Below are 22,435 nucleotides of genomic sequence, written 5' to 3' on the forward strand. Positions count from 1 at the left end.
CGTACCAGGAGATCCGCATGAACGCCGTGACCAGCTCCAACCCGAAGGCCACCGACCCGCAGGCCATCTTCAAGCAGCGCTATGCCAACTTCATTGGCGGACAGTGGGTGGCGCCCAGGAGCGGGCAGTACTTCGACAACCTCACGCCAGTGACGGGCAAGGTGTTCACCTCGATCCCGCGTTCAAACGCAGAGGACATCGAGGCCGCGCTGGATGCCGCGCACGCGGCCAAGGCGGCGTGGGGTTCGGCCTCCACGACCGAGCGCGCCAACGTGCTGCTGAAGATCGCCGACCGCATCGAGCAGAACCTCGAGCTGTTGGCCTACGCCGAGACCTGGGACAACGGCAAGCCGGTGCGCGAGACGCTCAACGCCGACGTGCCGCTGTGCGTGGACCACTTCCGCTATTTCGCCGGTGCCCTGCGCGCGCAGGAAGGATCGATCTCCGAGATCGACAAGGACACCATCGCCTATCACTTCCACGAGCCGCTGGGCGTGGTCGGCCAGATCATCCCGTGGAACTTCCCGCTGCTGATGGCCTGCTGGAAGCTGGCCCCGGCGCTGGCCGCGGGCAACTGCGTGGTGATGAAGCCGGCCGAGCAGACCCCGGCCTCGATCCTGGTGCTGCTGGAAGTCATCGGCGACCTGTTGCCGCCGGGCGTGCTCAACGTGGTCAACGGCTTCGGCCTGGAGGCGGGCAAGCCGCTGGCCTCCAACCCGCGCATCGCCAAGATCGCCTTCACCGGCGAGACCACCACCGGTCGGCTGATCATGCAGTACGCCTCGCAGAACCTGATCCCGGTGACGCTGGAGCTGGGCGGCAAGTCGCCCAACATCTTCTTCGCCGACATCATGGCCGAGGACGACGATTTCCTGGACAAGGCGGTGGAAGGCTTCGTGCTGTTCGCCTTCAACCAGGGCGAGGTCTGCACCTGTCCTTCGCGCGCGCTGATCCAGGAGTCGATCTACGACAGGTTCATGGAAAAGGTCATCGCCCGGGTGGCGGCGATCAAGCAGGGCAATCCGCTGGACCCCAACACCATGGTTGGCGCCCAGGCCTCTGGCGAGCAGCTGGAGAAGATCCTGTCCTACATCGACATCGGCAAGCAGGAAGGGGCCGAGGTGTTGATCGGCGGTGAGCAGAACACCCTGGATGGCGAGCTGTCCGGCGGCTTCTACGTCAAGCCGACGGTGTTCAAAGGCCACAACAGGATGCGCATCTTCCAGGAAGAGATCTTCGGGCCGGTGGTGTCGGTGACGACCTTCAAGGACGAGGCCGAAGCGCTGGCCATCGCCAACGACACGCTCTACGGCCTGGGCGCCGGGGTGTGGAGCCGCGACGCCGCCCGCCTGTACCGCATGGGCCGGGCGATCCAGGCCGGCCGGGTGTGGACCAACTGCTACCACGCCTATCCGGCGCACGCGGCCTTCGGCGGCTACAAGCAGTCGGGCATCGGCCGGGAGAACCACAAGATGATGCTGGACCACTACCAGCAGACCAAGAACCTGCTGGTGAGCTATTCGCCCAAGGCGCTGGGCTTCTTCTGACGGCGCCTTGCGTCGGCGCGTGGCCCGCCTGCGCCGACGGCCAGTGCCTTGCCAGACCTGCGCCCTGCCCGCCCCGGTCCGATGCCTGCGGACCGGACCGCGGGGGCCGGTGCCGCGCCTTGCGCCTGATCAATGAACCGTGCGCGGCAGGGGCCCACCCTGGTCGCACATCCGATTCCCCAAGAAAAGCCTGAGACCCCATGAACAACACGATGAAAGCCGCCGTCGTCCGCCAATTCGGCAAACCCCTGGCGATCGAGGAAGTGCCGGTGCCGCGCCCGGGCGCCGGGGACATCCTGGTCAAGATCGAGGCCTGCGGTGTCTGCCATACCGACCTGCATGCCGCCGAGGGCGACTGGCCGGTCAAGCCCAACCCGCCCTTCATCCCCGGCCACGAAGGCGTTGGCCACGTGGTGGCCGTTGGCGCGGGGGTGAGCCACGTCAAGGAAGGCGACCGCGTCGGCGTGCCGTGGCTGTACTCGGCCTGCGGTCATTGCGAACACTGCATGGGCGGGTGGGAAACGCTGTGCGAGACCCAGCAGAACACCGGCTACTCGGTCAACGGTGGCTTCGCCGAGTACGCGCTGGCCAACGCCGGCTATGTCGGCCACCTGCCCAAGAACGTGGGCTTCGTCGAGGTCGCCCCGATCCTGTGCGCCGGCGTGACCGTCTACAAGGGGCTGAAGGTCACCGACACCAGGCCCGGCAACTGGGTGGTGATTTCCGGCATCGGCGGGTTGGGCCACATGGCGGTGCAATACGCCAAGGCGATGGGGCTGAACGTGGCCGCGGTGGACGTGGACGATGCCAAGCTCGCGCTGGCCAGCCGCCTGGGCGCGACGGTCACGGTCAATGCCAAAACCACCGACCCGGTCGCCTACCTGAAGAAGGAGATCGGCGGCGCCCACGGCGCACTGGTCACGGCGGTATCGCCCAAGGCCTTCGAGCAGGCCGTGGGCATGGTGCGGCGTGGCGGTACAGTCTCGCTCAACGGCCTGCCGCCGGGCGCCTTCCCGCTGGACATCTTCGGGCTGGTGCTCAACGGCGTGACCGTGCGCGGCTCGATCGTGGGCACGCGGCTGGACCTGCAGGAGTCGCTGGAGTTCGCCGAGCAGGGCAAGGTGAGCGCCACCGTGGCCACCGACCGGCTGGAGAACATCAACGAGGTCTTCTCGCGCATGCACGCCGGCAAGATCGAGGGCCGCGTGGTGCTGGACCTGGCGGCGTAGTCTCCAACCGATGGCGCGCGCCGGCGCAGGCGCCATCTTCTTGCGAAGGAGGGTGCATGGATACCCGACAGGTCGTGCCGACCCTGGCCGCGCTGCAGCTGATCGACAAGCTGCGCGCGCGCCATGGACCGCTGCTGTTCCACCAGTCCGGCGGTTGCTGCGATGGCTCTTCGCCGATGTGCTTTGCCACCGGCGACTTCATCGTCGGCGACCGCGACGTGCAGCTGGGCGAGATCGGCGGCGCGGCGTTCTACATCAGCCCCTCGCAGTTCGAGTACTGGAAGCACACGCAGTTGATCATCGACGTGGTCGAAGGCCGCGGCGGCATGTTCTCGCTGGAGAACGGCGAGGGCGTGCGCTTTTTGGTGCGCTCGCGGCTGTTCACCGACGAGGAGTTCGCGGCGCTGCAGGCGCAGGGGCGCGTGTGACCGAAGCATTGCGTGGAAGCGTCGCTAGGTGGCCTAGGGCCATGAGCCGCGAAGGGCCTTTCCCGGGAAAGCCTTTTCGCGGCCGAAGCCGCTCCCACTTCTGCGCTCCCACACGCGCTGATGGAGGGCGGTGGCCAGACCCGGCCGATTCCCCGCCGTCCATCGCCGATCCAGGGTTTCGGCTGCAACCAGCCGGGGCGCGGCGGCCCCCGGCTGGTACGATTGCGCTGTTTTGCCGCCGCCCATCGGCGATGCCGGCAGGACCTGACCCCCTTCCCTTCGCAACGAGTACTGCCGTGTCTTCCTTTGCTTCCGTAGAACAGGTTCCAGGCGACCCCATCCTGGGCCTGACCGAGGCCTACAACGCCGACACCCGCCCCGGCAAGGTCAATCTGGGCGTGGGCATCTATTACGACGAGTCCGGCCGCATCCCGCTGCTCAAGGCCGTGGCCAAGGTCGAAGACGCGCTGGCGCGCGAAGCCAAACCGCGCGGTTACCTGCCGATCGACGGGCTGCCGGCCTACACCCAGGCCACGCGCGAGCTGCTGTTCGGCAAGGACTCGCCGCTGCTGAAGGACGGCCGCGTGGCCACCACCCAGACCGTGGGCGGCAGCGGCGCGCTGCGCGTGGGCGCCGAGGTGCTGCGCAAGCTGCTGCCGCACGCCACGCTGGCGCTGAGCCGGCCCTCCTGGGAGAACCATCGCGCCGTGTTCGAAGCGGCCGGCTTCGAGGTCGGCGAGTACACCTATTTCGATCCGGCCCGCCATGGCGTGGATTTCGAGGGCATGCTGGCCGACCTGAAGGCGCTCAAGCCCAAGACCACGGTGTTGCTGCATGCCTGCTGCCACAACCCCACCGGCGCGGACCTGACCGTGGAGCAGTGGAAGCAGGTGGCCCAGGTGCTGAAGGCCGGCGACCTGTTCCCCTTCATCGACATGGCCTACCAGGGCTTTGACAAGGGCATCCGCGAGGATTCGGCCGCCATCCAGATCGTGGTCGATGCCGGCATCAGCGATTTCATCGTCGCCAGCTCCTACTCCAAGTCGTTCTCGCTGTATGGCGAGCGCGTGGGCGCGCTGTCCATCGTGGCCGCCACCGCCGAGCAGACCAAGGCGGTGCAGTCGCACGTCAAGCGCATCATCCGCACCATCTACTCCAGTCCGTCCACCCACGGCGCGGCGCTGGTGGCCGGCGTGCTCAACACCCCGGAGCTGCGCCAGGAATGGGAGCTGGAACTGACCGCCATGCGCGAGCGCATCCACGCCCTGCGGGCGGGCCTGGTGCAGAAGCTGGCCGAAGCCGGCGCCGGCGATTTCAGCTTCATCAGCCAGCAGGCCGGCATGTTCTCGTATTCCGGGCTGACCAAGGCCCAGGTCGACCGCCTGCGCGAAGAGCACGCCATCTACGCGGTGGGCTCGGGCCGGATCTGCGTGGCCGCGCTGAGCCAGGACAACCTGGACCGCGTGGCCGCCGCCATTGCCGCGGTGGTCAAGGGCTGAGGCAAGCCGGGCCCATGCGCTGACCCGCATGTGCGATCGAACCCGTCGATGCGTGGCATCGGCGGGTTTTATCTTCTCCAGATCGAGAAGAGCGAGAGGCGACGCGTTTGCGTACCGCTGCGTCGGAAGGCGACGGCGCTCCCCCGCCAGGACAGCCTGTCTCGCTCGCCGCAGCGACCACCGGCCATCGCGCTGCTGCACGCCTCAGGCGCGTTGGCTTCGGATTGAAAACCTCGTGATCCATCAGCTGCCGGGCCTGGCCCTGAGTCGGGGATGGCGCAGAGCGGGCCATGGATGGCCCGCGGCGGCGAGTTAGCCATGGATGGCTGACCGAGCCGAGGAGCCATGCCCGGCTCAGGGCCAGGCAGGTTGGCGGAGTCAGCTCTTCGCGTGTATCCACGGGCCATCCAGACATCTCAACCGTGGTGCACTTCGGTCACGATCCTCTTTGGATTGAAGACTTCACGATCCATCAGCTGCCGGGCCTGGCCCTGAGTCGGGGATGGCGCAAAGCGGGCCATGGATGGCCCGCGTCGGCGAGTCAGCCATGGATGGCTGACCGAGCCGAGGAGCCATGCCCGGCTCAGGGCAAGGCAGGTTGGCGGAGTCGGCTTTTCGCGTGTATCCACAGGCCATCCAGAAATCTCCACCGTGGTGCACTTCGGTCACGATCCTCTTTGGTGCGCACTACTTCTGCTTGCAACGCGCGCATGGACACGCGGTCTTGCAGGCACTGCGGGCATGATGCGTGCGCGTCGCTCCGGCGCCGATCCATCCACTGCCCGGGTGCGTACCTCGGCACCAGCGAGAACACACCCGCATGCGCTTATCCCCCCTGGCCCTTGGCCTGACCCTGGCCACCGCGTCGGCTTCCGCGCAGGAAGCGGCGTTTTCCGCCATGGACGCGGTCACCCTGGACAAGGTCCAGGTGCAGGCCACGCGCGTGCGCGGGGTGGCGCCCTTCGACCTGCCGGCCTCGCTCACCGTGGTCGGCACCACGGCCAATCGTCCGGGCGTGCAGCTCTCGGAGATGACCCAGACCATTCCCGGCCTGGTCGCGCGCGACCGCCAGAACTACGCGCAGGACACGCAGCTGTCCCTGCGTGGCTTCGGCGCGCGCTCCACCTTCGGCGTGCGCGGCGTGCGCCTGTACACCGACGGCATCCCCGCCTCCATGCCCGATGGCCAGGGCCAGGCCTCGCATTTCAACCTGCTGGGCGGGGATCGCATCGAAGTGCTGCGCGGGCCGTTCTCTGCGCTGTACGGCAACTCCTCCGGTGGCGTGGTGCAGCTGTGGAGCCAGGACGGCACCGATACGCCGCAGCTGCGGGCCGAAGGCTCGGCCGGCCCTGACCATGCCTGGACCGCTGGCGCGCGCGTGCTCGGCAGGCAGGGGACGGTGGGCTACAACCTGTCGGTGTCACGCTTCGAAACAGACGGCGTGCGCGCGCACAGCGCCGCGCGCCGCGATTCGGCCAACCTGAAGCTGGATATCGACCTCGGTACCGGCGGCCGGCTGGACCTGGTCGGCAACTTCCTGGACATGCCGCAGGCGCAGGACCCGCTTGGCCTGAGCTGGGCGCAGGTGCAGGACGATCCCACCCAGGCCACGCCGCAGGCGGCCGCCTTCAACACCCGCAAGTCGGTGCGCCAGTCGCAGGCCGGCGCGGTGTGGACCCAGGACCTCACCGACGCGCAGCAGCTGCGGGTGATGGCCTATGGCGGGCAGCGCGAGGTCATCCAGTTCCTGGCCATCCCCGCGGCCACCCAGGCCAATCCGCTGCATGCCGGTGGCGTGATCGACCTGGACAGCGGGTACGGCGGCGCCGATGCGCGCTGGTCGTGGAAAGGCCAGATCGCCGGCAAGCCGCTGGACATCACCGTGGGCGGCAACCTGGACCGCCAGCGCCAGCATCGCACCGGCTACGACAACTTCGTGGGCAGCACGCTGGGCGTGCGCGGCAACCTGCGCCGCGACGAGCGCAACGCGGTGGAGAACCTCGACGGCTTCGCCCAGGCGTACTGGAAGTTCGCCCCGCGCTGGTCGCTGCTGGCCGGGTTGCGCTACAGCACGGTGGAGTTCACCTCGCGCGATCGCTACATCGTCGGCCGCAATCCCGACGACAGCGGCCGCGCGCGCTACCACGACACCACGCCGGTGGCCGGCCTGGTGTTCGCGCCGAACGACACGCTGCGCCTGCATGTCTCGGCCGGCCGCGGGTTCGAGACCCCGACCTTCAACGAGCTGGGCTATCGCGCCGATGGCGGTGCGGGCCTGGCCTTCGAGCTCCAGCCGGCGATCAGCCAGAACCTGGAGCTGGGCATGAAGTGGCGCGCGCAGGCCGGGCATACGCTGGAGGCCGCGCTGTTCCGCGCCGATACGGATGACGAGCTGGCCGTGGCCACCAACAGCGGTGGGCGCAGCACCTACCGCAACGTCGGCCAGGCCCGGCGCCAGGGCGCGGAGGTGGCCAGCCATCTGGCGCTGGCGCAGGACTGGACGCTGGATGCGGCCTACACCTGGATCGATGCCAGCTTCCGCAGCGATTTCCTGGCCTGCAGCGGCACGCCCTGCAGCGTGCCGTCCACGCCGATCCGTGCCGGCACGCGCATTCCCGGCATTCCCGCGCAGCAGCTGTTCACCCGCCTGCAATGGCAGCCGGGTGCGTGGAGCACCGCGGTCGAAGCCATCGGCATGTCCTCGGTGACGGTGAACGACCAGGGCAGCGAGCGCGCCCCGGGCTACGGCCTGATCAACCTGGAGCTGGCCCACACCTGGCGCCTGGGCGAGGGCACGCTGCGCGCGTGGACCCGGCTGGAGAACGCCCTGGACCGCCGCTACATCGGCTCGGTCATCGTCAACGATGGCAACGGCCGCTACTACGAACCCGGCCCGGACCGTGGGCTGTGGGTGGGCGTGCGCTTCACCCGCTGACCGGCGCCGCGACGTGCGGTCAGCGGCCTAGCCCCGCACCAGCGCATCGCCGGTGATGTCGGCGATCGTGCGCGAGCTGGTCAGGGTCATCGCCACGCGCATTTCCTTCTCGATCAGCTCCAGCAGATGCTCCACCCCGGCACCGCCGGCTGCGGCCAGCGCATAGACCCAGGCGCGCCCCAGCATCACCGCGTCGGCGCCCAGGGCGATCATGCGCACCACGTCCAGGCCGTTGCGGATGCCAGAGTCGGCCATCACGGTGATATCGCCCTTCACCGCATCGGCGATGTCCGGCAGCGCACGCGCACTGGACAGCACGCCATCGAGCTGGCGGCCGCCATGGTTGGACACCACGATGCCGTCGGCGCCGAAGCGCACCGCATCGCGCGCATCCTCCGCATCCAGGATGCCTTTGATGATCATCGGCCCCTTCCAGAACGCGCGGATCCACTCCAGGTCTTTCCAGGAAATGGCCGGATCGAAGTTGGCGCCAAGCCAGCCGATGTAGTCCTCCAGCCCGGTGGGCTTGCCCAGGTAGCGGGAGACGTTGCCCAGGTCGTGCGGGCGGCCGCGCACGCCGACATCCCAGGCCCAGCGCGGGTGGGTCAGGGACTGCCAGTAGCGGCGCATGGCCGCGTTCGGCCCGCTCATGCCCGAGTGCAGGTCGCGATAGCGCGCGCCCGGCACCGGCATGTCCACGGTGAACACCAGCGTGCGCACGCCCGCGGCCTGCGCGCGCTCCAGCGCGTGGCGCATGAAGCCGCGGTCGCGCAGCACGTACAGCTGGAACCACATCGGCCGCGGCAGCGCCGGGGCGACTTCCTCGATCGGGCACACCGACACCGTGGACAGGGTGAAGGGCACGCCCTTGCGGGCCGCGGCCTGCGCGGCCTGCACCTCGCCCCGGCGGGCGTACATGCCGGTCAGCCCCACCGGCGCCAGCACCACCGGCAGCGCGAGCCGCTCGCCGAGCAGCGTGGTGGACAGGTCCAGCTGCGACATGTCCTTGAGCACGCGCTGGCGCAGGGCGATGTCGGCCAGGTCCGAGACGTTGCGCGCCAGCGTGCGCTCGGCGTAGGCGCCGCCATCGATGTAATGGAACAGGAACGGCGGCAGCCGGCGCTGTGCGGCGGCACGGTAATCGGTGGAGGAGGCAACGATCATGGGCTCACACGCGGATGCGGGCGGGGGACCCAATGCGCGGGCACGGCGTTCTGCGCGGCGCAACGGGTCATGCCAAATAGTGCCCCACCCGAGCCGATGCGTCGCTTGGGGCGCGCGCCGCCTCGATCCTGCCGTGCTCACCGAGGATCGTGCGAGCCATCACCACACGCCCGGCAAGACCTTCCACGTCCGGCGGGCATGCGCCTCCCAGGCCGCGCCGAAGGCCTGGGCCAGCACGGCTTCTTCCACCCGCATGCGGCGTGCGAACGCGGCCGTGGCCGCCAGGGCGATCACCCCCAACGAGGTCCAGCTGCCCAGCCCGAGCCCCAGGCCGTAGAAGCACGCCAGCACCCCGGTGTAGGACGGGTGGCGCAGCCAGCGGTACGGTCCTGCAGTGATCAGCGCATGGCCAGGCTGGATGCCCACGTCCACCGTGAACTGCCGCCCCAGCACCGCGATGGCCCAGAGACGGAACGCCAGCCCGCCGGCCACCAGCGCCGTGCCGGTCCACAGCAGCGGCAGGCGTGCGGCCGGCGGCCAGCGGCCGATGCCCAGCACGCTCAGGGCCACGGACACGATGATCGCCCCATACAGCACGGTCCACAGCATGCGCAGCGTGCCGCCGTCGCGCGCCGGATCGTCCTGGCTGCGGCGCCGACGGCCGATGAACACCTCCACCGCCCACCACGCGGCGCAGGCGATCCAGAACAGCAGTTGCGGCAGGTCCAGGTTCATGGCGTGCCCTCCAGATGCAGCGCGGGATCGCGCGATAGGTCCAGTGTGCGCCGCGCCCGCGTCAGCGCCAGTTGTCGGCGGTCACCACTGCGACCTGCCGGTCGTCACCTCAGCCATGCGCCCTCTGCCTCGCGAAACAACCGTGGAAGCCGAGCGGCACCGCATCCGGCAGCCAGGCCTGGGCCAGCGGACCGCGGTCGACATGGCGCGCATCGAGGACGGCAATCCCGCTGCGCCCGCGCGCTGCGTCCAGCAGGGTGCCAACCAGCCAGCCCTCGTCCGCGCGCGCGCTGTCCGGGCGTGGGACGAAGACGTGTTCCTCGGCCAGGACGTGGGGACCGTAGTCGTGTACCACGCGCCGTCCGCGCGCGACATCGAAGGCGGCCACCGCGTTGAAGTACGGCGCATCGTGCCGGCCAGCCGTGGTCGGCGCGTACAGCAGGGCGCCGCGCCCGGCGCCGGTGCGCGGGTCGAACACCGGGAACTCCAGGCCCGACAGGCCAGTCGGCTCCCACCGCGCGCCTCCCCGCGCCAGGTCCAGTCGCAGCGTGAGCAACTGGGTCGCGGCGCCGCGCTGGCCGGCGCCATCGCCATGCATCGCCGCGCCCATGGGCGAGCGCGCCTGCTCCGGGTCGTCGTGGCCCACGGCCCGCACCCAGAGCTCCCCGTTGCGCTCGAAAGCATCGCCGAAGTGATAGATCGCCGCGAACGGCGCCTCGAACCAGCGCGCCTGCCCGGGCCGGTCCTTGTCCACCACCGCGATGCGGCACGGCTGGTTGGATGTGAACTGCATGCGCTCGAAAAAGCTGGCCCCGGCCGCCGGATCGAACGCATAAGGCATCAGCACGAACACCAGCCGGCCCCGGGTCTGGCTGAAGGCGTGCAGATAGCCACGGGCCGGGGGCCGCACGATGTCGGCCGACAGCAGCCGGCCATCCGCGCCCAGGTGCCAGATCAGCAACCCGCTGCCGCCGATCAGGTCGATCGAGCCGAAGTTCCACACGCTGCCATCGGCATCGCGCAGCGGGTGCGCCGAGAACGGCATCGCCGCCAGGTCCTCGCGCCAGGTCACCGGGCCCAGCGTGGTGAGCTGGTCCGGGTCCAGTTCGAAGGCCGAGCCGGACTCGCACAGCGCGAACAGACGGCCGTCGATCAGAGTGACCGAGGTATTGGCGGTGTTGGCGCCATCGTTGTTGCGCACCGGCTGCGCATCGGGCACCGAGGTGCCGGCGGCCATGTACAGGAAGCGGCCGGCCTCCTGTTCGCGCGTGAACTTGGGGGTGGCCACCATGCGTGCCTGATGGGTCAGGGTGCCGTCGCCGTTGAAACGCCAGCGATGCACCATGCCGTCGCCGTCGAACCAATGGTCGTAACGGAAGCCGGCACGCTCGGTCCAGGCCGGCCCGTTGCGGTACAGGCTGCCGGCGAACCCTGCCGGCAGGCGGCCCTGCACCTGCACCGTCCTCGGTCCCAGCTGCGCGGCCTGCACGCTGCGCCAGCCCGCCAGCCAGGGATGCGCTGCAAGGCCCTTGGCGAAGGCCGCCGCCTCCCCGGCCAGCGCGCTGGCGGGGCGCAGCGCCAGGCCGCCGATCGCGGCGACTGTGGCACTGCCCAACAGGGAAGACAGGAAGCGACGACGGTCCATGGCGTGTTCTCCAGGTCCGCTCAGCGCAGTGTGATGACGATGGCGGTGCCCTGCTCGGGCAGTTCGAAGGCCGCCTCATCGAAGGTCGGCTTGCGCATTACCCTCGGGTTGTTGCTGAAGCCGTAGCCCTCGGTCGGCATGCCGATGATGTTGGTATCCAGGCGGCCGTTGCCGTTCTCATCGTGCATGACCTGGACCGCGTAGCGGCCGGCGGGAAGATCGCGGAAGACCACCTGCTGCTGGCGGCCGCTGGGCGAGAGCATCTGCGCGGCGGCGGGGGGGGCCTTGCCCTCCCAGCCCTCGGCCGAGACCGCCGCGATCTTAAGCCGTCCACCCGCCGCATGGAGGTCCTGCAGATCGATGGTGAGGTCTGCCGCGGCGGCGGGCAGGGTGAGCAACAGCAGCAGCGAAGCGGCAGAGACGATGAGTTTCATGGCGAAGGCCTCGTAGTGCGGTGGGTGTGCCGCCAGTCTCACGCGCCGCTCCCGCGCCTTGAATGGCGGTTGGTCATCAATGCGACCTGCCGGAAGTCACGACTTGCCGCCGGCCCATTGCCCAGCGCGCGAGGACGGGGGAGCATCGCCGCATGCGACCGACCCTGCGCGAAGTCTTCGAGCCGCTCAACATCGCCGGCCTGATCACCGTGGCCGCGGTGGCGCTGTCCTTCGGCTTCGAAGCCGACGGCAGCGCGCTGCGCTGGTGGCTGTTGGGCGGCTTTGCCGCGCTGTTCGTCGGCTACGACTGGATGAAGGGGCGGGCGTTGCTGCGCGACGCGGCGCTGTGCGTGCAGGCGGTGCTGGCGCTGTGGCTGGTCTCGCTGGAGCCGCGCGCCGGCACCGCGCCGGTGCTGCTGGTCATGCTGGTGGCGCACGTGGCCATGTGCTGGCGGCCAGTGGTGGTGCTGGCCTTCGGCCTGGCGATCAATCTCGGCCTGTATCTGACCCTGGACGCGGTGGGCTTCAAGCGGCAGTGGTTGATGGTGGTCATCTACGCCAGTTTCCAGGCGTTCTCGGCACTGGTGGCCTATTACGCACGCAATGCCGAGCGTGCCCGCGATGCGCTGGCCCTGGTCAACGCCGACCTGCTGGCCACGCGCGCGCTGCTGGCCGACAGCGCGCGCGATGCCGAGCGTTTGCGCGTGGCGCGCGAGCTGCACGACGTGGCCGGGCACAAGCTCACTGCGATGAAGCTCAACCTGCGCGCGCTGGCGGGCGACCCGGCCCTGGCCGAACGCAGCGAGGTGCGCATCGCCCAGCAGCTGTCCAGCGAACTGCTGGACGACATCCGCAGCGTGGTCCAGGCCCTGCGCGACACCCGTGGGCTGGACCTGCATACCGCGCTGCGCGCGCTGGCCGCGCCACTGCCGCGCCCGGCGCTGGCGCTGGACATCGCCGCCGATGCCACCGTCACCGACCCGGCCCTGGCCGAGACTCTGCTGCGCGTCGTGCAGGAGGCCCTGACCAACGCCGCCCGGCACACCGATGCGCAAACGCTGCACGTTCGGCTGGCACGGGAGGGCACGGTGCTGCTGCTACAGATCGAGGACGACGGCCGGCGCGGCGTGCGCCTGCACGAGGGCAACGGCCTGTCGGGCATGCGCGAGCGCATCGCGGCCGTGCACGGCACCTTGCAACTGGACACCAACCCGCGCGGCGCGCTGCGCATCACCGCAAGGATTCCCGCATGACCGCTCCCTCATCGCCCATCACGGTGGCCCTGGCCGATGACCAGGTGCTGGTGCGTGCCGGCCTGCGCGCCCTGCTGCAGGCACAGGGCATCCAGGTGGCCTTCGAGGCCGATGACGGCCAGGCGCTGCTGGACCAGCTGGCGCGGACCCCGGTGGACGTGGTGCTCAGCGACATCCGCATGCCGGGCCTGGACGGCATCGGGGCGCTGGAGGCCCTGCGCGCGCGCGGCGATCGCACGCCCGTGCTGCTGCTGACCACCTTCGACGATGCCGACCTGCTGCTGCGCGCCACCGAGGCCGGGGCGCAGGGTTTCCTGCTCAAGGACGCCGCGCCGGAGGACCTGCGCGAGGCCATCGCCCGCGTGGCCGCCGGCGAGACCCTGCTGCAGCCGGTCAGCACCGACCCGGTGCGCGCGCGCTACCAGTTCCACCAACAGGACACACCGCGCGAGACCTTCAGCGAGAAGGAAGTGGCGATCCTGCGCCTGCTGGCCGGCGGCTACTCCAACAAGGAGATCGCCCGCAGCATCTTCCTGGCCGAGGGCACGGTGAAGAACTACGTCTCCACCATCCTGGAAAAGCTCGGCACCCGCGACCGCACCCGCGCCGTGCTCAAGGCCATCACCCTGCGGATCATCTGACGGCCCAGAACACCGCAACGCCGCGCGCGACATCGGCGATGCGCACTGGCCCGGTACGACAAAACCGTTTCCAGTGCACTGCGGCTGGTGCCGGTTCGATCCTGCCGCCGCAAATCCTGTGACAATGCGCTCCCCCACGTCACAAGGCCCCCCACGATGCAGCCTGTCACCCTTACCCGCTACCTGGTCGAAGAACAGCGCGCCGGTCGCATCGGCGCCGAGCTGCGCCAGACCATCTCGGTCGTCATGCGCGCCTGCACCAGCATCTCCGTGGCGGTCAGCAAGGGCGCGCTGGGCGGTGTGCTGGGCGAGGCCGGCACCGGCAACGTGCAGGGCGAGGCGCAGAAGAAGCTGGATGTGATCAGCAACGACATCCTGCTGGAGGCCAACGCCTGGGGCGGCCACCTGGCCGCCTGCGCCTCGGAGGAGATGGATCACGCCGTGCCGGTGCCGGACGAGTATCCCAAGGGCGACTTCCTGCTGTTGTTCGACCCGCTCGATGGCAGCTCCAACATCGATGTCAACGTCTCGGTCGGCACCATCTTCTCGGTGCTGCGCTGCCCCGAAGGCCATCGTGAAACCCCGACCGATGCCGATTTCCTGCAGCCGGGCCGCCAGCAGGTCGCCGCCGGCTACTGCATCTACGGGCCGCAGACCATGCTGGTACTGACCATCGGCCACGGCACCCACGGCTTCACCCTGGACCGCGAACAGGGCGTGTTCGTGCTGACCCAGCGCGACATGCGCATCCCGGCCAGCACCCAGGAGTTCGCCGTCAACATGTCCAACCAGCGCCACTGGGAACCGCAGATGCAGGCCTACGTGGGCGACCTGCTGGCCGGCAAGGAGGGCGCGCGCGGCAAGGATTTCAACATGCGCTGGATCGCCTCGATGGTGGCCGACGTGCACCGCATCCTCACCCGCGGCGGCATCTTTATCTACCCCTGGGACAGGAAGGACCCGGACAAGGCCGGCAAGCTGCGCCTGATGTACGAGGCCAACCCCATGGGCCTTCTGGTGGAACAGGCCGGCGGCCTGGCCAGCACCGGCCGCGCGCGCATCCTCGACCTCCAGCCCGAGCACCTGCACCAGCGCGTGCCGGTGTTCCTGGGCTCGAAGGACGAAGTGGAAGCCGCCGAGGCCTACCACGCCAAGACCGGCGCCTGAGGCGCGGCAAGCGCCGCGGGGCAGGCAGACAAGAAGAGCCTGACCCGTCGGCGGCTTCGCTCCGCTCCAGCGCAACCGCGTAGGGTGGATGACGCTCCTTCATCCACCATCGCCTGGAGAAGGTCATGTGTGGGAAGCGGCGTTTCGCGCCTGATGGCCGAAGGTCACCTCGAGCCGCTCACACACCAGCGCTTCCAGATCCCTGCGCTCGATTGGGGACCCCCATCAGTGCTCACAATTTGGCGCTGCAAGATGGGTGCTCACCATCGTGGTGCCACGCCCCCGCAACTCGCCTTCCTGTGCCCAGCCGCCAGGGTCGATCGCCCTCGGGCATCGGGACAAGACCGCCAAGCTGACGGAAATGTCAGCTTCTTGAGACAATCGCCGCTTTGTTGCCGCGCCTGCGGCGTCACAAAGGCCGTTGCCGATGTCCTCTTCCCCGCTGCGCCGCGAAGTCGGCCCATTCGCCCTGATGCTGACCGGGCTTGGCTCGATCATCGGCTCGGGCTGGTTGTTCGGTGCCTGGCGTGCGGCCGGGCTGGCCGGCCCGGGCGCGATCTGGGCCTGGGTCCTGGGCGCGGCCATCATCACCACCATCGCCCTGGCCTATGCCGAACTGGGGGCGATGTTCCCCGAATCCGGCGGCATGGTGCGCTACAGCCACTACTCGCACGGCTCGCTGGTCGGCTTCATCGCCGGCTGGGCCAACTGGATCGCCATCGTCTCGGTCATCCCGGTCGAGGCCGAGGCCTCGGTGCAGTACATGGCGTCCTGGCCCTGGCCCTGGGCCCAGTCGCTGTACGTGGAGCAGGCCGGCGGCCTGGGGGAACTGAGCGTGCCCGGGCTGCTGATCGCCGCGGTGCTGGTGATCGTCTACTTCCTGCTGAACTTCTGGAGCGTCAAGCTGTTCGCGCACTCCAACACGCTGATCACCGTGTTCAAGCTGGTCGTGCCGGCGGCCACGGGCCTGGCGCTGATCGCCAGCGGCTTCCACGCCGGTAATTTCGACGTCGGCATCCATGGCGATGCGCACCGCGTGGATTTCGCCGCGGTGCTGACAGCCGTGGCCACGGCCGGCATCGTCTTCAGCTTCAACGGCTTCCAGAGCCCGGTGAACCTGGCCGGCGAGGCGCGCAACCCCGGGCGCAGCATTCCCTTCGCGGTGCTCGGCTCGATCGCCCTGGCCACGGTGGTCTACGTGATCCTGCAGGTCGCCTACCTGGGTGCGGTGCCGCCTGAGCTGCTGGCCAAGGCCGGCTGGCACGGCATCGATTTCCGCTCCCCGTTCGCCCAGCTGGCCATCCTCGTCAACCTGCACTGGCTGGCGATGCTGCTGTACGTGGACGCCTTCGTCAGCCCCAGCGGTACCGGCATCACCTACACGGCCACCACCTCGCGCATGCTTTACGGCATGCAGCGCAACGGCACCCTGCCGGCGGTGCTGGGCAGGCTGCACCCGCGCTGGGGCGTGCCGCGCAATGCCATGTGGTTCAACCTGCTGGTGTCCTACCTGTTCCTGTTCTTCTTCCGCGGCTGGGGCACGCTGGCGGCGGTGATCTCGGTGGCCACCATCATTTCCTACCTGACCGGGCCGGTCAGCGCGATGGCCCTGCGCCGCAGCGCGCCGGAGCTGCCGCGTCCGTTCCGCCTGGTCGGCCTGCCGGTGCTGGCCGGCGTGGCCTTCGTGATGGCCACCGAGCTGCTGTACTGGGCGCGCTGGCCGCTGACTGGGCAGATCATCCTGCTGATGGCCATTGCCCTGCCCGTCTACGCCTACTACCAGTGGCAACGTGCATGGAAGGATTTCGGCCGGCACCTGCGCGGGGCGGCCTGGCTGCTGGTGTACCTGCCGGTGGTGGCGCTGCTGTCCTGGGCGGGCAGTACCACCTTCGGTGGCCGCGGCTATCTGTCCTATGGCGCCGATCTGGTGGTGGTGGCGGTCGTCGGCGCGGTGTTCTACGTCTGGGGCGTGCGCGCCGGCTGGCGCACGCCGGGTCTGGAAGAGGCGCGCCACGGCTGAGCCACGCGTGCCGGGCTCGCAAGGCCGGCCGCCACGCCGGCACGCCGTGCCGTCGGCGCCGCCCTGGCGCGCTGCTAAGGTGTATGCCCATGAGCGCGCACGATCACGATTTCATTGAGGTCACTGCCGGGGCCGTGTCCAGGGAGCAGTGCCGGAGCATCATCGAACGCTTCGAGGCCAGCGGCCAGCAACGACCCGGCCTGGTCGGCGGCGGCCACTTCCCCGACCTCAAGCACAGCAGCGATATCAGCATCAGCGGCCAGCCCGGCTGGGCCGACGTTGAGCAGCTGCTCAACCAGGCCGTGTTCGGCGCGATGCTGCAATACCTGCGGCGCTACCCCTACGCACTGATCGCGCCGGTGATGCTGCAGTACACCCCTCCTGGCGGCAGCCCCCGGCGCATCGCCAGCGAGGACCTGCCCGGCATGAGCGATGCCGAGCTCTCGCAGCTGCTGATGGCGGTGTTCCGCCCGGGCCAGATCAACCTGCAGCGCTACCGCGCCGGCGAGGGCGGCTATCCCTACTGGCATTGCGAGCTGTATCCGAAGGACCGCGGCGGCGGCACCCTGCATCGGCACCTGCTGTGGACGCTGTACCTCAACGACGACTTCCAGGCCGGCGAGACCGAGTTCTTCCACCAGCAGCGCAAGATTATCCCGGCCACCGGCAGCCTGCTGATCGCCCCCACCGCCTTCACCCACACCCACCGCGGCAACCGCCCGCAGGGCGGGGACAAGTACATCGCCACCAGCTGGGTGCTGTTCCAGAGCGCGGAGAAGCTCTACGGCCTGGGCTGATCGCTGAGCGCCGGCACGTCCCGAGTCTTTCTTGCAGCTTCCGATCGAAATGCGGTTCGACTGAGCCGCTCACACGGGGTGCGCCTGCGGCGGCGCTGTCAGCGGTGCTCGGCCAGCAGCAGGCTGGTCTCCGACGCGGCGATGCCTTCCACATCGCGCAGCTGGCGCAGGGTCTGGTCGAAGCCGGCCAGGTCCTCGGTGCGGATCTCGGCCACCAGGTCCCAGCGGCCGTTGGTGGAATAGATCTTCACCACCTCCGGCAGGCGCCGCAGCGCGGCCACCACGCGGTCCCCAGCCCCGCCGCGCACCTCGATCTGGGTGATCGCCCGGACCCCGCCGGTGGCCATGTCGGTGCGCAGGCGCACGGTGAAGCCCAGCAGCAGGCCGCTGCGCTGCAGGCGGGCGATGCGGTTCTGCACGGTGCTGCGCGAAACCTTCAGCTGCTTGGCCAGCAGCGCCGCCGGCATGCGGCTGTCATGCCGCAGTAGCGCGATCAGGTCACGATCCAGCGCGTCGGTCGCCTCGGCCATCCGGTCTTCGTCCCATGTTGCTGCGGTGCATTGGCCAATCGCCACAACAGGCTGTCGATTCGCTCGATTCATCCCGAAAGCAGGCGATCTGCCGGCTTCAGGCTGGTTTTCGCCGGCCCTAGCATGACCTTACGCCAACATGGAGCACGCCGCCAATGATCGCCCCTTCCCGCCCCCGCATCCTGATGTGCCCGCCCACGCATTTCTCCGTGGACTACGACATCAATCCCTGGATGACCGGCAACCGCGACCGCATCGACCAGGCGCGTGCGCAGCAGCAATGGGAAGACCTGTACCGCCACATCAGCCACGCTGCCCAGGTGGAACTGATCGAACATGTCCCCGGCCTGCCCGACATGGTGTTCACCGCCAATGCCGGTCTGGTCTACCGCGACACCGCCGTGCCCAGCCGCTTCCGCCACGAGGAACGCGCGGGCGAAGAGACGCACTTCACCCGTTGGTTCAGCGGCAACGCATTCGCGGTGGACGCCCTGGACGGCATGTCCTTCGAGGGCGCCGGCGATGCCCTGCTCGATCGCGGCCAGCCGCTGCTGTGGGTCGGCTACGGCCATCGCAGCGATGGCCACGCGGCCGTGGCGTTGCAGCGCCTGCTCGGTGTGGAAACCGTGCCCCTGCAGCTGGTGGACCCGCGCTTCTATCACCTGGACACCTGCCTGTGCCCGCTGTCCGGCGGTGAGCTGATGTACTACCCGGCCGCCTTCGATGCCGCCTCCCAGGCAGCCATCGCCGCACGCGTGCCAGAGGACAAGCGCATCGTCGTCTCCGAAGAAGACGCCCTGGCCTTCGCCTGCAATGCGGTCAATCTGGATGACCTGGTGATCCTCAACCGCGCCAGCCCGGCCCTGCGCCAGCGGCTGGGCCAGGCGGGCTACCGCGTGCAGGAGACGCCGCTGGACGAGTTCCTCAAGGCCGGCGGTTCGGCCAAGTGCCTGACCCTGCGCCTGGATGAGCCCGGGTTGAACTAAGGCCTTGGATGCGACGCCCCGGGGCGTCCGGGCGTTGCGACGGCACGCTGGCGGTTCACGCCGCCGGCGCCGAGGCGGGCAAGGACACCGGGGCGCCAGGTGCGTCCAGCCCTGGCCCCCTGCTCGCCCACCCGTGCTGTGCGGCAATAGTCACCACGCCCGTGCGTACACCGATGGCCAGGCGCGGGGGTACCGCCCCGGTCCAGGCCACCGACCGCGGCGGTCATGCCCTCGTAGACTCCGCCCGCGGCGGCGCTGTCACAGCGCTCCGGCCTGCGCGAGGATGCGGCGGGCCTGCTTGAGGTGCGGCGCATCGACCATGCGACCGTCCACCTGAAGCGCGCCGGCGCCCGGCGCGGCGGCGAACGCGTCGACGATGCGCCGCGCATGCGCCACGGCCTGCGCATCGGGGGTGAAGGCGGCATTGATGATCGGCACCTGCGCCGGGTGCAGGGCCAGCATGCCGGTGAAGCCGTCGCGCGCTGCGCGCGCGGCGTAGGCGGCCAGGCCGGCTTGGTCCTTCAGCGCAGGATAGACCGTGTCGATGGCGGCCACCCCGGCGGCATGCGCGGCGAACAGCGCCAGCGCGCGCACGGTCTGGTAAGGCGGGGTGTACTGACCATCTGCCTCGCGGCTGGTGGCCGCGCCGATGGCCGCCGGCAGATCCTCCGCGCCCCAGGTCAGCCCGACCAGGTGCTCGGCGACCTGCGCATAGCTGCCCAGCTGGAAGATGGCCGCGGGCGTCTCGGTGGCGATCGGCAGGACCGGCACGGGCGCATCGCCCAGGTGCGCCGCCAGCGCGCGCACCGTGTTCGCGCCTTCGGCCTTGGGCAACACCAGCGCATCGGCGCCGCGCGCGGCGGCCAGATCGCGCGCCAGGGCGTCACCATCGATGGGGTTGATCCGCACCAGCACCGTGCCGCCTGGCGCGCGTGCGTGCAGGAATGCGGCCACGGCCGCGCGCGCGGCGTCCTTGTGCTCCGGCGCGACGGCGTCCTCCAGGTCCAGGATGATCGCGTCGGCGCCACTGGCCTGCGCCTTGGCAAAGCGCTCCGGGCGGTCGCCGGGCACGAACAGCAGCGAGCGCAGCCTCATGCCGGCGCTTGCCCCGAGCGCGTCAGCAGCGCGGTGCGCAGGCATTCGCACACCACTTCCTCGCGCTGGTTGAGCATGCGGTGGCGGAAGGTCACCAGCCCCGCCTCGGGCCGCGAGCGGCTGGGTCGCAGGTCCACCACCTCGGTCTGCGCGCGCAGCGTGTCGCCGATGAACACCGGCTTGGGCATCACGACCTTGTCGTAGCCCAGGTTGGCCACCAGCGTACCCAGCGTGGTGTCGCCCACCGACAGCCCGATCATCAGGGCGAAGGTGAAGGTGCCATTGACCAGGATCTGGCCGAACTCGCTGGCGCGCGCGGCCTCGGCGTCCAGGTGCAGCGGCTGCGGGTTGTGGGTCATGGTGGAAAACAGCAGGTTGTCGGTCTCGGTGACCGTCCTGCGCATCAGGTGCTCGATGCGATCGCCGATCGCCCACTGCTCAAAGTGCCGTCCGCCGCTCACGCCGCCTGCTCCTGTTCGATCACCAGCAACACCTTGCCTTCGCTCACCTGCGCGCCCACCTGCACGTTCAGCTCGCGCACCGTGCCGGCGAAGGGCGCCTGCAGGGTCTGCTCCATCTTCATCGCCTCCAGCACCACCAGCGCCTGCCCGCGCGCGACCGGCTCGCCCTGCGCCACCTGGACCGCCACGATGCGTCCGGGCATCGGCGCCAGCAGCGCGCCATCGCCGGTCTCGCCTGCCGCGCCCGCCTCCCCGAGGGTGGGCACCGACACCGGCCAGGCCTGGCCGGCGTCGAACAACAGCTGCGTGCCTTCCACGTTCACCAGCGCCGGCGCCGGGCCGGCCTGCCATTGCGCCAGGTGGACCGCCTCGCCCACGCGCACCGCAGCGCGCGGGTCGAGTGGCGCATTGACGCGGAAGCCGCGCAGCGCCGTCCACGGGCTGCCGTCGGCCGCCGGCAGCAGCGCGCTGGCGGCCTGGTCCAGCAGCGCCGGCGGCGGCGCGGCCGGTGGCAACAGCGCCTCCAGGTGCCGCGCGATGAAGCCGGTATCGACCTGCCCGGCCACGAACTGCGGGTGCGCCGCGGTGCGGGCCAGGAATGCCGCGTTGGTGCGCACCGGCCACACCTGCACCTGGGCGCAGGCCTGCGCCAGGCGCCGTGCGGCCTGCGCGCGCGTAGGCGCATGGGCGATGAGCTTGGCGATCATCGGGTCGTAGAACGGGCTGACCTCGCCGCCCTCCTCCACCCCGCTGTCCACGCGGATCCCCTCGGGCAGGCGCAGACGCTCGAGCGGGCCGGTGGATGGCAGGAAGCCGGTGGATGGATTCTCCGCGTACAACCGCGCCTCCATCGCCCAGCCATCGATCGCCAGCTGCTCCTGCGCCAGCGGCAGCGCCTGGCCCGAGGCCACGCGCAGCTGCCACTCCACCAGGTCCTGGCCGGTGATCGACTCGGTCACCGGGTGCTCCACCTGCAGCCGGGTGTTCATTTCCATGAACCAGATCGCGTCCGCACGCAGCCCCTGCGAGCCGTCGGCGATGAACTCGATGGTGCCGGCACCCACATAGTCCACCGCGCGCGCGGCCTTCACCGCCGCCGCGCACAGCGCCTGGCGCGTGGCCGCGTCCATGCCCGGCGCTGGCGCTTCCTCGATCACCTTCTGGTGGCGCCGCTGCAGCGAGCAGTCGCGTTCGAACAGGTGCACCACGTTGCCGTGCGTATCGCCGAACACCTGCACCTCGATATGGCGCGGGTTGTTGACGTACTTCTCCAGCAGCACGCGGTCATCGCCAAAGGCCGCGGCGGCCTCGCGCCGGCAGCTGTCCAGCGCGGCGGCGAAGTCGGCTGCGGCATCGACCTTGCGCATGCCCTTGCCGCCGCCGCCGGACACGGCCTTGATCAGCACCGGGTAACCGATGGCATCGGCCTCGCGCTGCAGGCGCGGCATCGACTGGTCTTCGCCCAGATAACCCGGCGTGACCGGCACGCCGGCCGCCTGCATGCGCGCCTTGGCTGCGTCCTTGCGCCCCATCGCGCGGATCGCTTCCGGCGGCGCGCCCACCCAGACCAGGCCGGCGGCGATCACCGCCTCGGCGAACTCGGCGTTCTCCGACAGGAAGCCGTAGCCGGGATGGATCGCGGCCGCGCCGGTCTGGCGCGCCGCGGCGAGCAGCTTGTCGGCGGACAGATAGCTCTCGCGCGCCGGCGCCGGGCCGATGCACACGGCCTGGTCGGCCTCGCGCACGAACGGCAGGCCGGCATCGGCTTCGGAATACACCGCGATGGTGCGCACGCCCAGGCGCTGGGCGGTGCGGATGATGCGGCGGGCGATCTCGCCGCGGTTGGCGATCAGCAGGCTCTCGATCATG

Annotated in this window: 19 protein-coding genes; 11 read left to right on the top strand and 8 right to left on the bottom strand. The window is 69.8% G+C overall.

Features of this window, described 5'->3' with window-relative positions:
- Nucleotides 1-17: 17 nt before the first annotated feature.
- The 5 genes from adh (at nt 18) to EPA99_RS09295 (ending at nt 7,638) form a co-directional block, all read left to right on the top strand.
- On the top strand, nt 18-1,547 hold the full coding sequence (adh, locus tag EPA99_RS09275) for an aldehyde dehydrogenase (RefSeq protein ID WP_129470937.1): 1,530 nt from the start codon (nt 18-20) through the stop codon (nt 1,545-1,547).
- A gap of 200 nt (nt 1,548-1,747) precedes the next feature.
- Nucleotides 1,748-2,776, top strand: coding sequence for an alcohol dehydrogenase AdhP (gene adhP / locus EPA99_RS09280; protein ID WP_129470938.1), 1,029 nt, complete (start codon nt 1,748-1,750; stop codon nt 2,774-2,776).
- Between the two features lie 56 nt (nt 2,777-2,832).
- A complete protein-coding gene (locus EPA99_RS09285; protein ID WP_129470939.1) occupies nt 2,833-3,204 on the top strand; it encodes a DUF779 domain-containing protein in 372 nt (123 codons plus the stop codon).
- A 296-nt stretch (nt 3,205-3,500) separates the two neighbouring features.
- Nucleotides 3,501-4,703 (top strand): amino acid aminotransferase, encoded by a 1,203-nt coding sequence (locus EPA99_RS09290; RefSeq protein ID WP_129470940.1) that lies wholly within the window; start codon nt 3,501-3,503, stop codon nt 4,701-4,703.
- Between the two features lie 820 nt (nt 4,704-5,523).
- The gene (locus EPA99_RS09295) at nt 5,524-7,638 is read left to right on the top strand and encodes a TonB-dependent receptor family protein (protein WP_129470941.1); all 2,115 of its coding nucleotides are present in this window, start codon (nt 5,524-5,526) and stop codon (nt 7,636-7,638) included.
- 27 nt (nt 7,639-7,665) lie between these two features.
- On the opposite strand, the gene lldD is transcribed toward EPA99_RS09295, so the two are convergent.
- The 4 genes from lldD to EPA99_RS09315 form a co-directional block, all read right to left on the bottom strand.
- Nucleotides 7,666-8,802: an FMN-dependent L-lactate dehydrogenase LldD gene (lldD, locus tag EPA99_RS09300; protein ID WP_129470942.1), complete on the bottom strand. Its 1,137-nt coding sequence runs from the start codon at nt 8,800-8,802 to the stop codon at nt 7,666-7,668.
- 159 nt (nt 8,803-8,961) lie between these two features.
- Nucleotides 8,962-9,537: a methyltransferase family protein gene (locus tag EPA99_RS09305; protein ID WP_129470943.1), complete on the bottom strand. Its 576-nt coding sequence runs from the start codon at nt 9,535-9,537 to the stop codon at nt 8,962-8,964.
- A gap of 109 nt (nt 9,538-9,646) precedes the next feature.
- Nucleotides 9,647-11,182: a carotenoid oxygenase family protein gene (locus EPA99_RS09310; protein ID WP_129470944.1), complete on the bottom strand. Its 1,536-nt coding sequence runs from the start codon at nt 11,180-11,182 to the stop codon at nt 9,647-9,649.
- Between the two features lie 20 nt (nt 11,183-11,202).
- Nucleotides 11,203-11,658, bottom strand: coding sequence for a DUF2141 domain-containing protein (locus EPA99_RS09315; RefSeq protein WP_241688339.1), 456 nt, complete (start codon nt 11,656-11,658; stop codon nt 11,203-11,205).
- A 20-nt stretch (nt 11,659-11,678) separates the two neighbouring features.
- Here EPA99_RS09315 and EPA99_RS09320 point away from each other — a divergent pair, with 20 nt between their 5' ends.
- The 5 genes from EPA99_RS09320 (at nt 11,679) to EPA99_RS09340 (ending at nt 17,494) form a co-directional block, all read left to right on the top strand.
- Nucleotides 11,679-12,869 (top strand): sensor histidine kinase, encoded by a 1,191-nt coding sequence (locus EPA99_RS09320; protein WP_129470945.1) that lies wholly within the window; start codon nt 11,679-11,681, stop codon nt 12,867-12,869.
- A complete protein-coding gene (locus EPA99_RS09325) occupies nt 12,866-13,510 on the top strand; it encodes a response regulator transcription factor (protein WP_129470946.1) in 645 nt (214 codons plus the stop codon). Before EPA99_RS09320 ends, EPA99_RS09325 begins: the two co-directional genes overlap by 4 nt.
- A 156-nt stretch (nt 13,511-13,666) precedes the next feature.
- Nucleotides 13,667-14,677: a class 1 fructose-bisphosphatase gene (locus EPA99_RS09330; protein ID WP_129470947.1), complete on the top strand. Its 1,011-nt coding sequence runs from the start codon at nt 13,667-13,669 to the stop codon at nt 14,675-14,677.
- Between the two features lie 427 nt (nt 14,678-15,104).
- Nucleotides 15,105-16,697 (top strand): APC family permease, encoded by a 1,593-nt coding sequence (locus tag EPA99_RS09335; protein ID WP_129470948.1) that lies wholly within the window; start codon nt 15,105-15,107, stop codon nt 16,695-16,697.
- Between the two features lie 89 nt (nt 16,698-16,786).
- Nucleotides 16,787-17,494, top strand: coding sequence for a 2OG-Fe(II) oxygenase (locus tag EPA99_RS09340; RefSeq protein WP_129470949.1), 708 nt, complete (start codon nt 16,787-16,789; stop codon nt 17,492-17,494).
- A gap of 98 nt (nt 17,495-17,592) precedes the next feature.
- Here EPA99_RS09340 and EPA99_RS09345 read toward each other — a convergent pair whose 3' ends face one another.
- A complete protein-coding gene (locus EPA99_RS09345; protein WP_129470950.1) occupies nt 17,593-18,024 on the bottom strand; it encodes an Lrp/AsnC family transcriptional regulator in 432 nt (143 codons plus the stop codon).
- A gap of 155 nt (nt 18,025-18,179) precedes the next feature.
- Between EPA99_RS09345 and EPA99_RS09350 the strand changes: the two genes are divergently transcribed.
- A complete protein-coding gene (locus EPA99_RS09350; RefSeq protein WP_129470951.1) occupies nt 18,180-19,010 on the top strand; it encodes a dimethylarginine dimethylaminohydrolase family protein in 831 nt (276 codons plus the stop codon).
- Nucleotides 19,011-19,268: 258 nt separating this feature from the next.
- Here the strand turns inward: EPA99_RS09350 and EPA99_RS09355 are convergent, their stop codons facing one another.
- Genes EPA99_RS09355 through EPA99_RS09365 form a run of 3 tightly spaced genes read right to left on the bottom strand, consistent with a single transcriptional unit; the run spans nt 19,269 to nt 22,434 of the window.
- Nucleotides 19,269-20,105 (bottom strand): HpcH/HpaI aldolase/citrate lyase family protein, encoded by an 837-nt coding sequence (locus EPA99_RS09355; RefSeq protein ID WP_129470952.1) that lies wholly within the window; start codon nt 20,103-20,105, stop codon nt 19,269-19,271.
- On the bottom strand, nt 20,102-20,566 hold the full coding sequence (locus EPA99_RS09360) for a MaoC family dehydratase (RefSeq protein WP_206733736.1): 465 nt from the start codon (nt 20,564-20,566) through the stop codon (nt 20,102-20,104). Before EPA99_RS09360 ends, EPA99_RS09355 begins: the two co-directional genes overlap by 4 nt.
- Nucleotides 20,563-22,434, bottom strand: coding sequence for an acetyl/propionyl/methylcrotonyl-CoA carboxylase subunit alpha (locus EPA99_RS09365; RefSeq protein WP_129470953.1), 1,872 nt, complete (start codon nt 22,432-22,434; stop codon nt 20,563-20,565). The genes EPA99_RS09360 and EPA99_RS09365 overlap by 4 nt, the downstream gene beginning before the upstream one ends.
- Nucleotide 22,435: the final 1 nt, after the last annotated feature.

The organism is Pseudoxanthomonas composti (assembly GCF_004122095.1).
GTDB lineage: Bacteria > Pseudomonadota > Gammaproteobacteria > Xanthomonadales > Xanthomonadaceae > Pseudoxanthomonas_A > Pseudoxanthomonas_A composti.

Coding starts and splice junctions, on each gene's coding strand:
- EPA99_RS09285 (WP_129470939.1), top strand. CDS start 2,833: ATGGATACCCGACAGGTCGTGCCGACCCTGGCCGCGCTGCAGCTGATC.
- lldD (WP_129470942.1), bottom strand. CDS start 8,802: ATGATCGTTGCCTCCTCCACCGATTACCGTGCCGCCGCACAGCGCCGG.
- EPA99_RS09330 (WP_129470947.1), top strand. CDS start 13,667: ATGCAGCCTGTCACCCTTACCCGCTACCTGGTCGAAGAACAGCGCGCC.
- EPA99_RS09305 (WP_129470943.1), bottom strand. CDS start 9,537: ATGAACCTGGACCTGCCGCAACTGCTGTTCTGGATCGCCTGCGCCGCG.
- adh (WP_129470937.1), top strand. CDS start 18: ATGAACGCCGTGACCAGCTCCAACCCGAAGGCCACCGACCCGCAGGCC.
- EPA99_RS09335 (WP_129470948.1), top strand. CDS start 15,105: ATGTCCTCTTCCCCGCTGCGCCGCGAAGTCGGCCCATTCGCCCTGATG.
- EPA99_RS09365 (WP_129470953.1), bottom strand. CDS start 22,434: ATGATCGAGAGCCTGCTGATCGCCAACCGCGGCGAGATCGCCCGCCGC.
- EPA99_RS09350 (WP_129470951.1), top strand. CDS start 18,180: ATGATCGCCCCTTCCCGCCCCCGCATCCTGATGTGCCCGCCCACGCAT.
- EPA99_RS09320 (WP_129470945.1), top strand. CDS start 11,679: ATGGCGGTTGGTCATCAATGCGACCTGCCGGAAGTCACGACTTGCCGC.
- EPA99_RS09310 (WP_129470944.1), bottom strand. CDS start 11,182: ATGGACCGTCGTCGCTTCCTGTCTTCCCTGTTGGGCAGTGCCACAGTC.
- EPA99_RS09295 (WP_129470941.1), top strand. CDS start 5,524: ATGCGCTTATCCCCCCTGGCCCTTGGCCTGACCCTGGCCACCGCGTCG.
- EPA99_RS09325 (WP_129470946.1), top strand. CDS start 12,866: ATGACCGCTCCCTCATCGCCCATCACGGTGGCCCTGGCCGATGACCAG.
- EPA99_RS09345 (WP_129470950.1), bottom strand. CDS start 18,024: ATGGCCGAGGCGACCGACGCGCTGGATCGTGACCTGATCGCGCTACTG.
- adhP (WP_129470938.1), top strand. CDS start 1,748: ATGAACAACACGATGAAAGCCGCCGTCGTCCGCCAATTCGGCAAACCC.
- EPA99_RS09355 (WP_129470952.1), bottom strand. CDS start 20,105: ATGAGGCTGCGCTCGCTGCTGTTCGTGCCCGGCGACCGCCCGGAGCGC.
- EPA99_RS09340 (WP_129470949.1), top strand. CDS start 16,787: ATGAGCGCGCACGATCACGATTTCATTGAGGTCACTGCCGGGGCCGTG.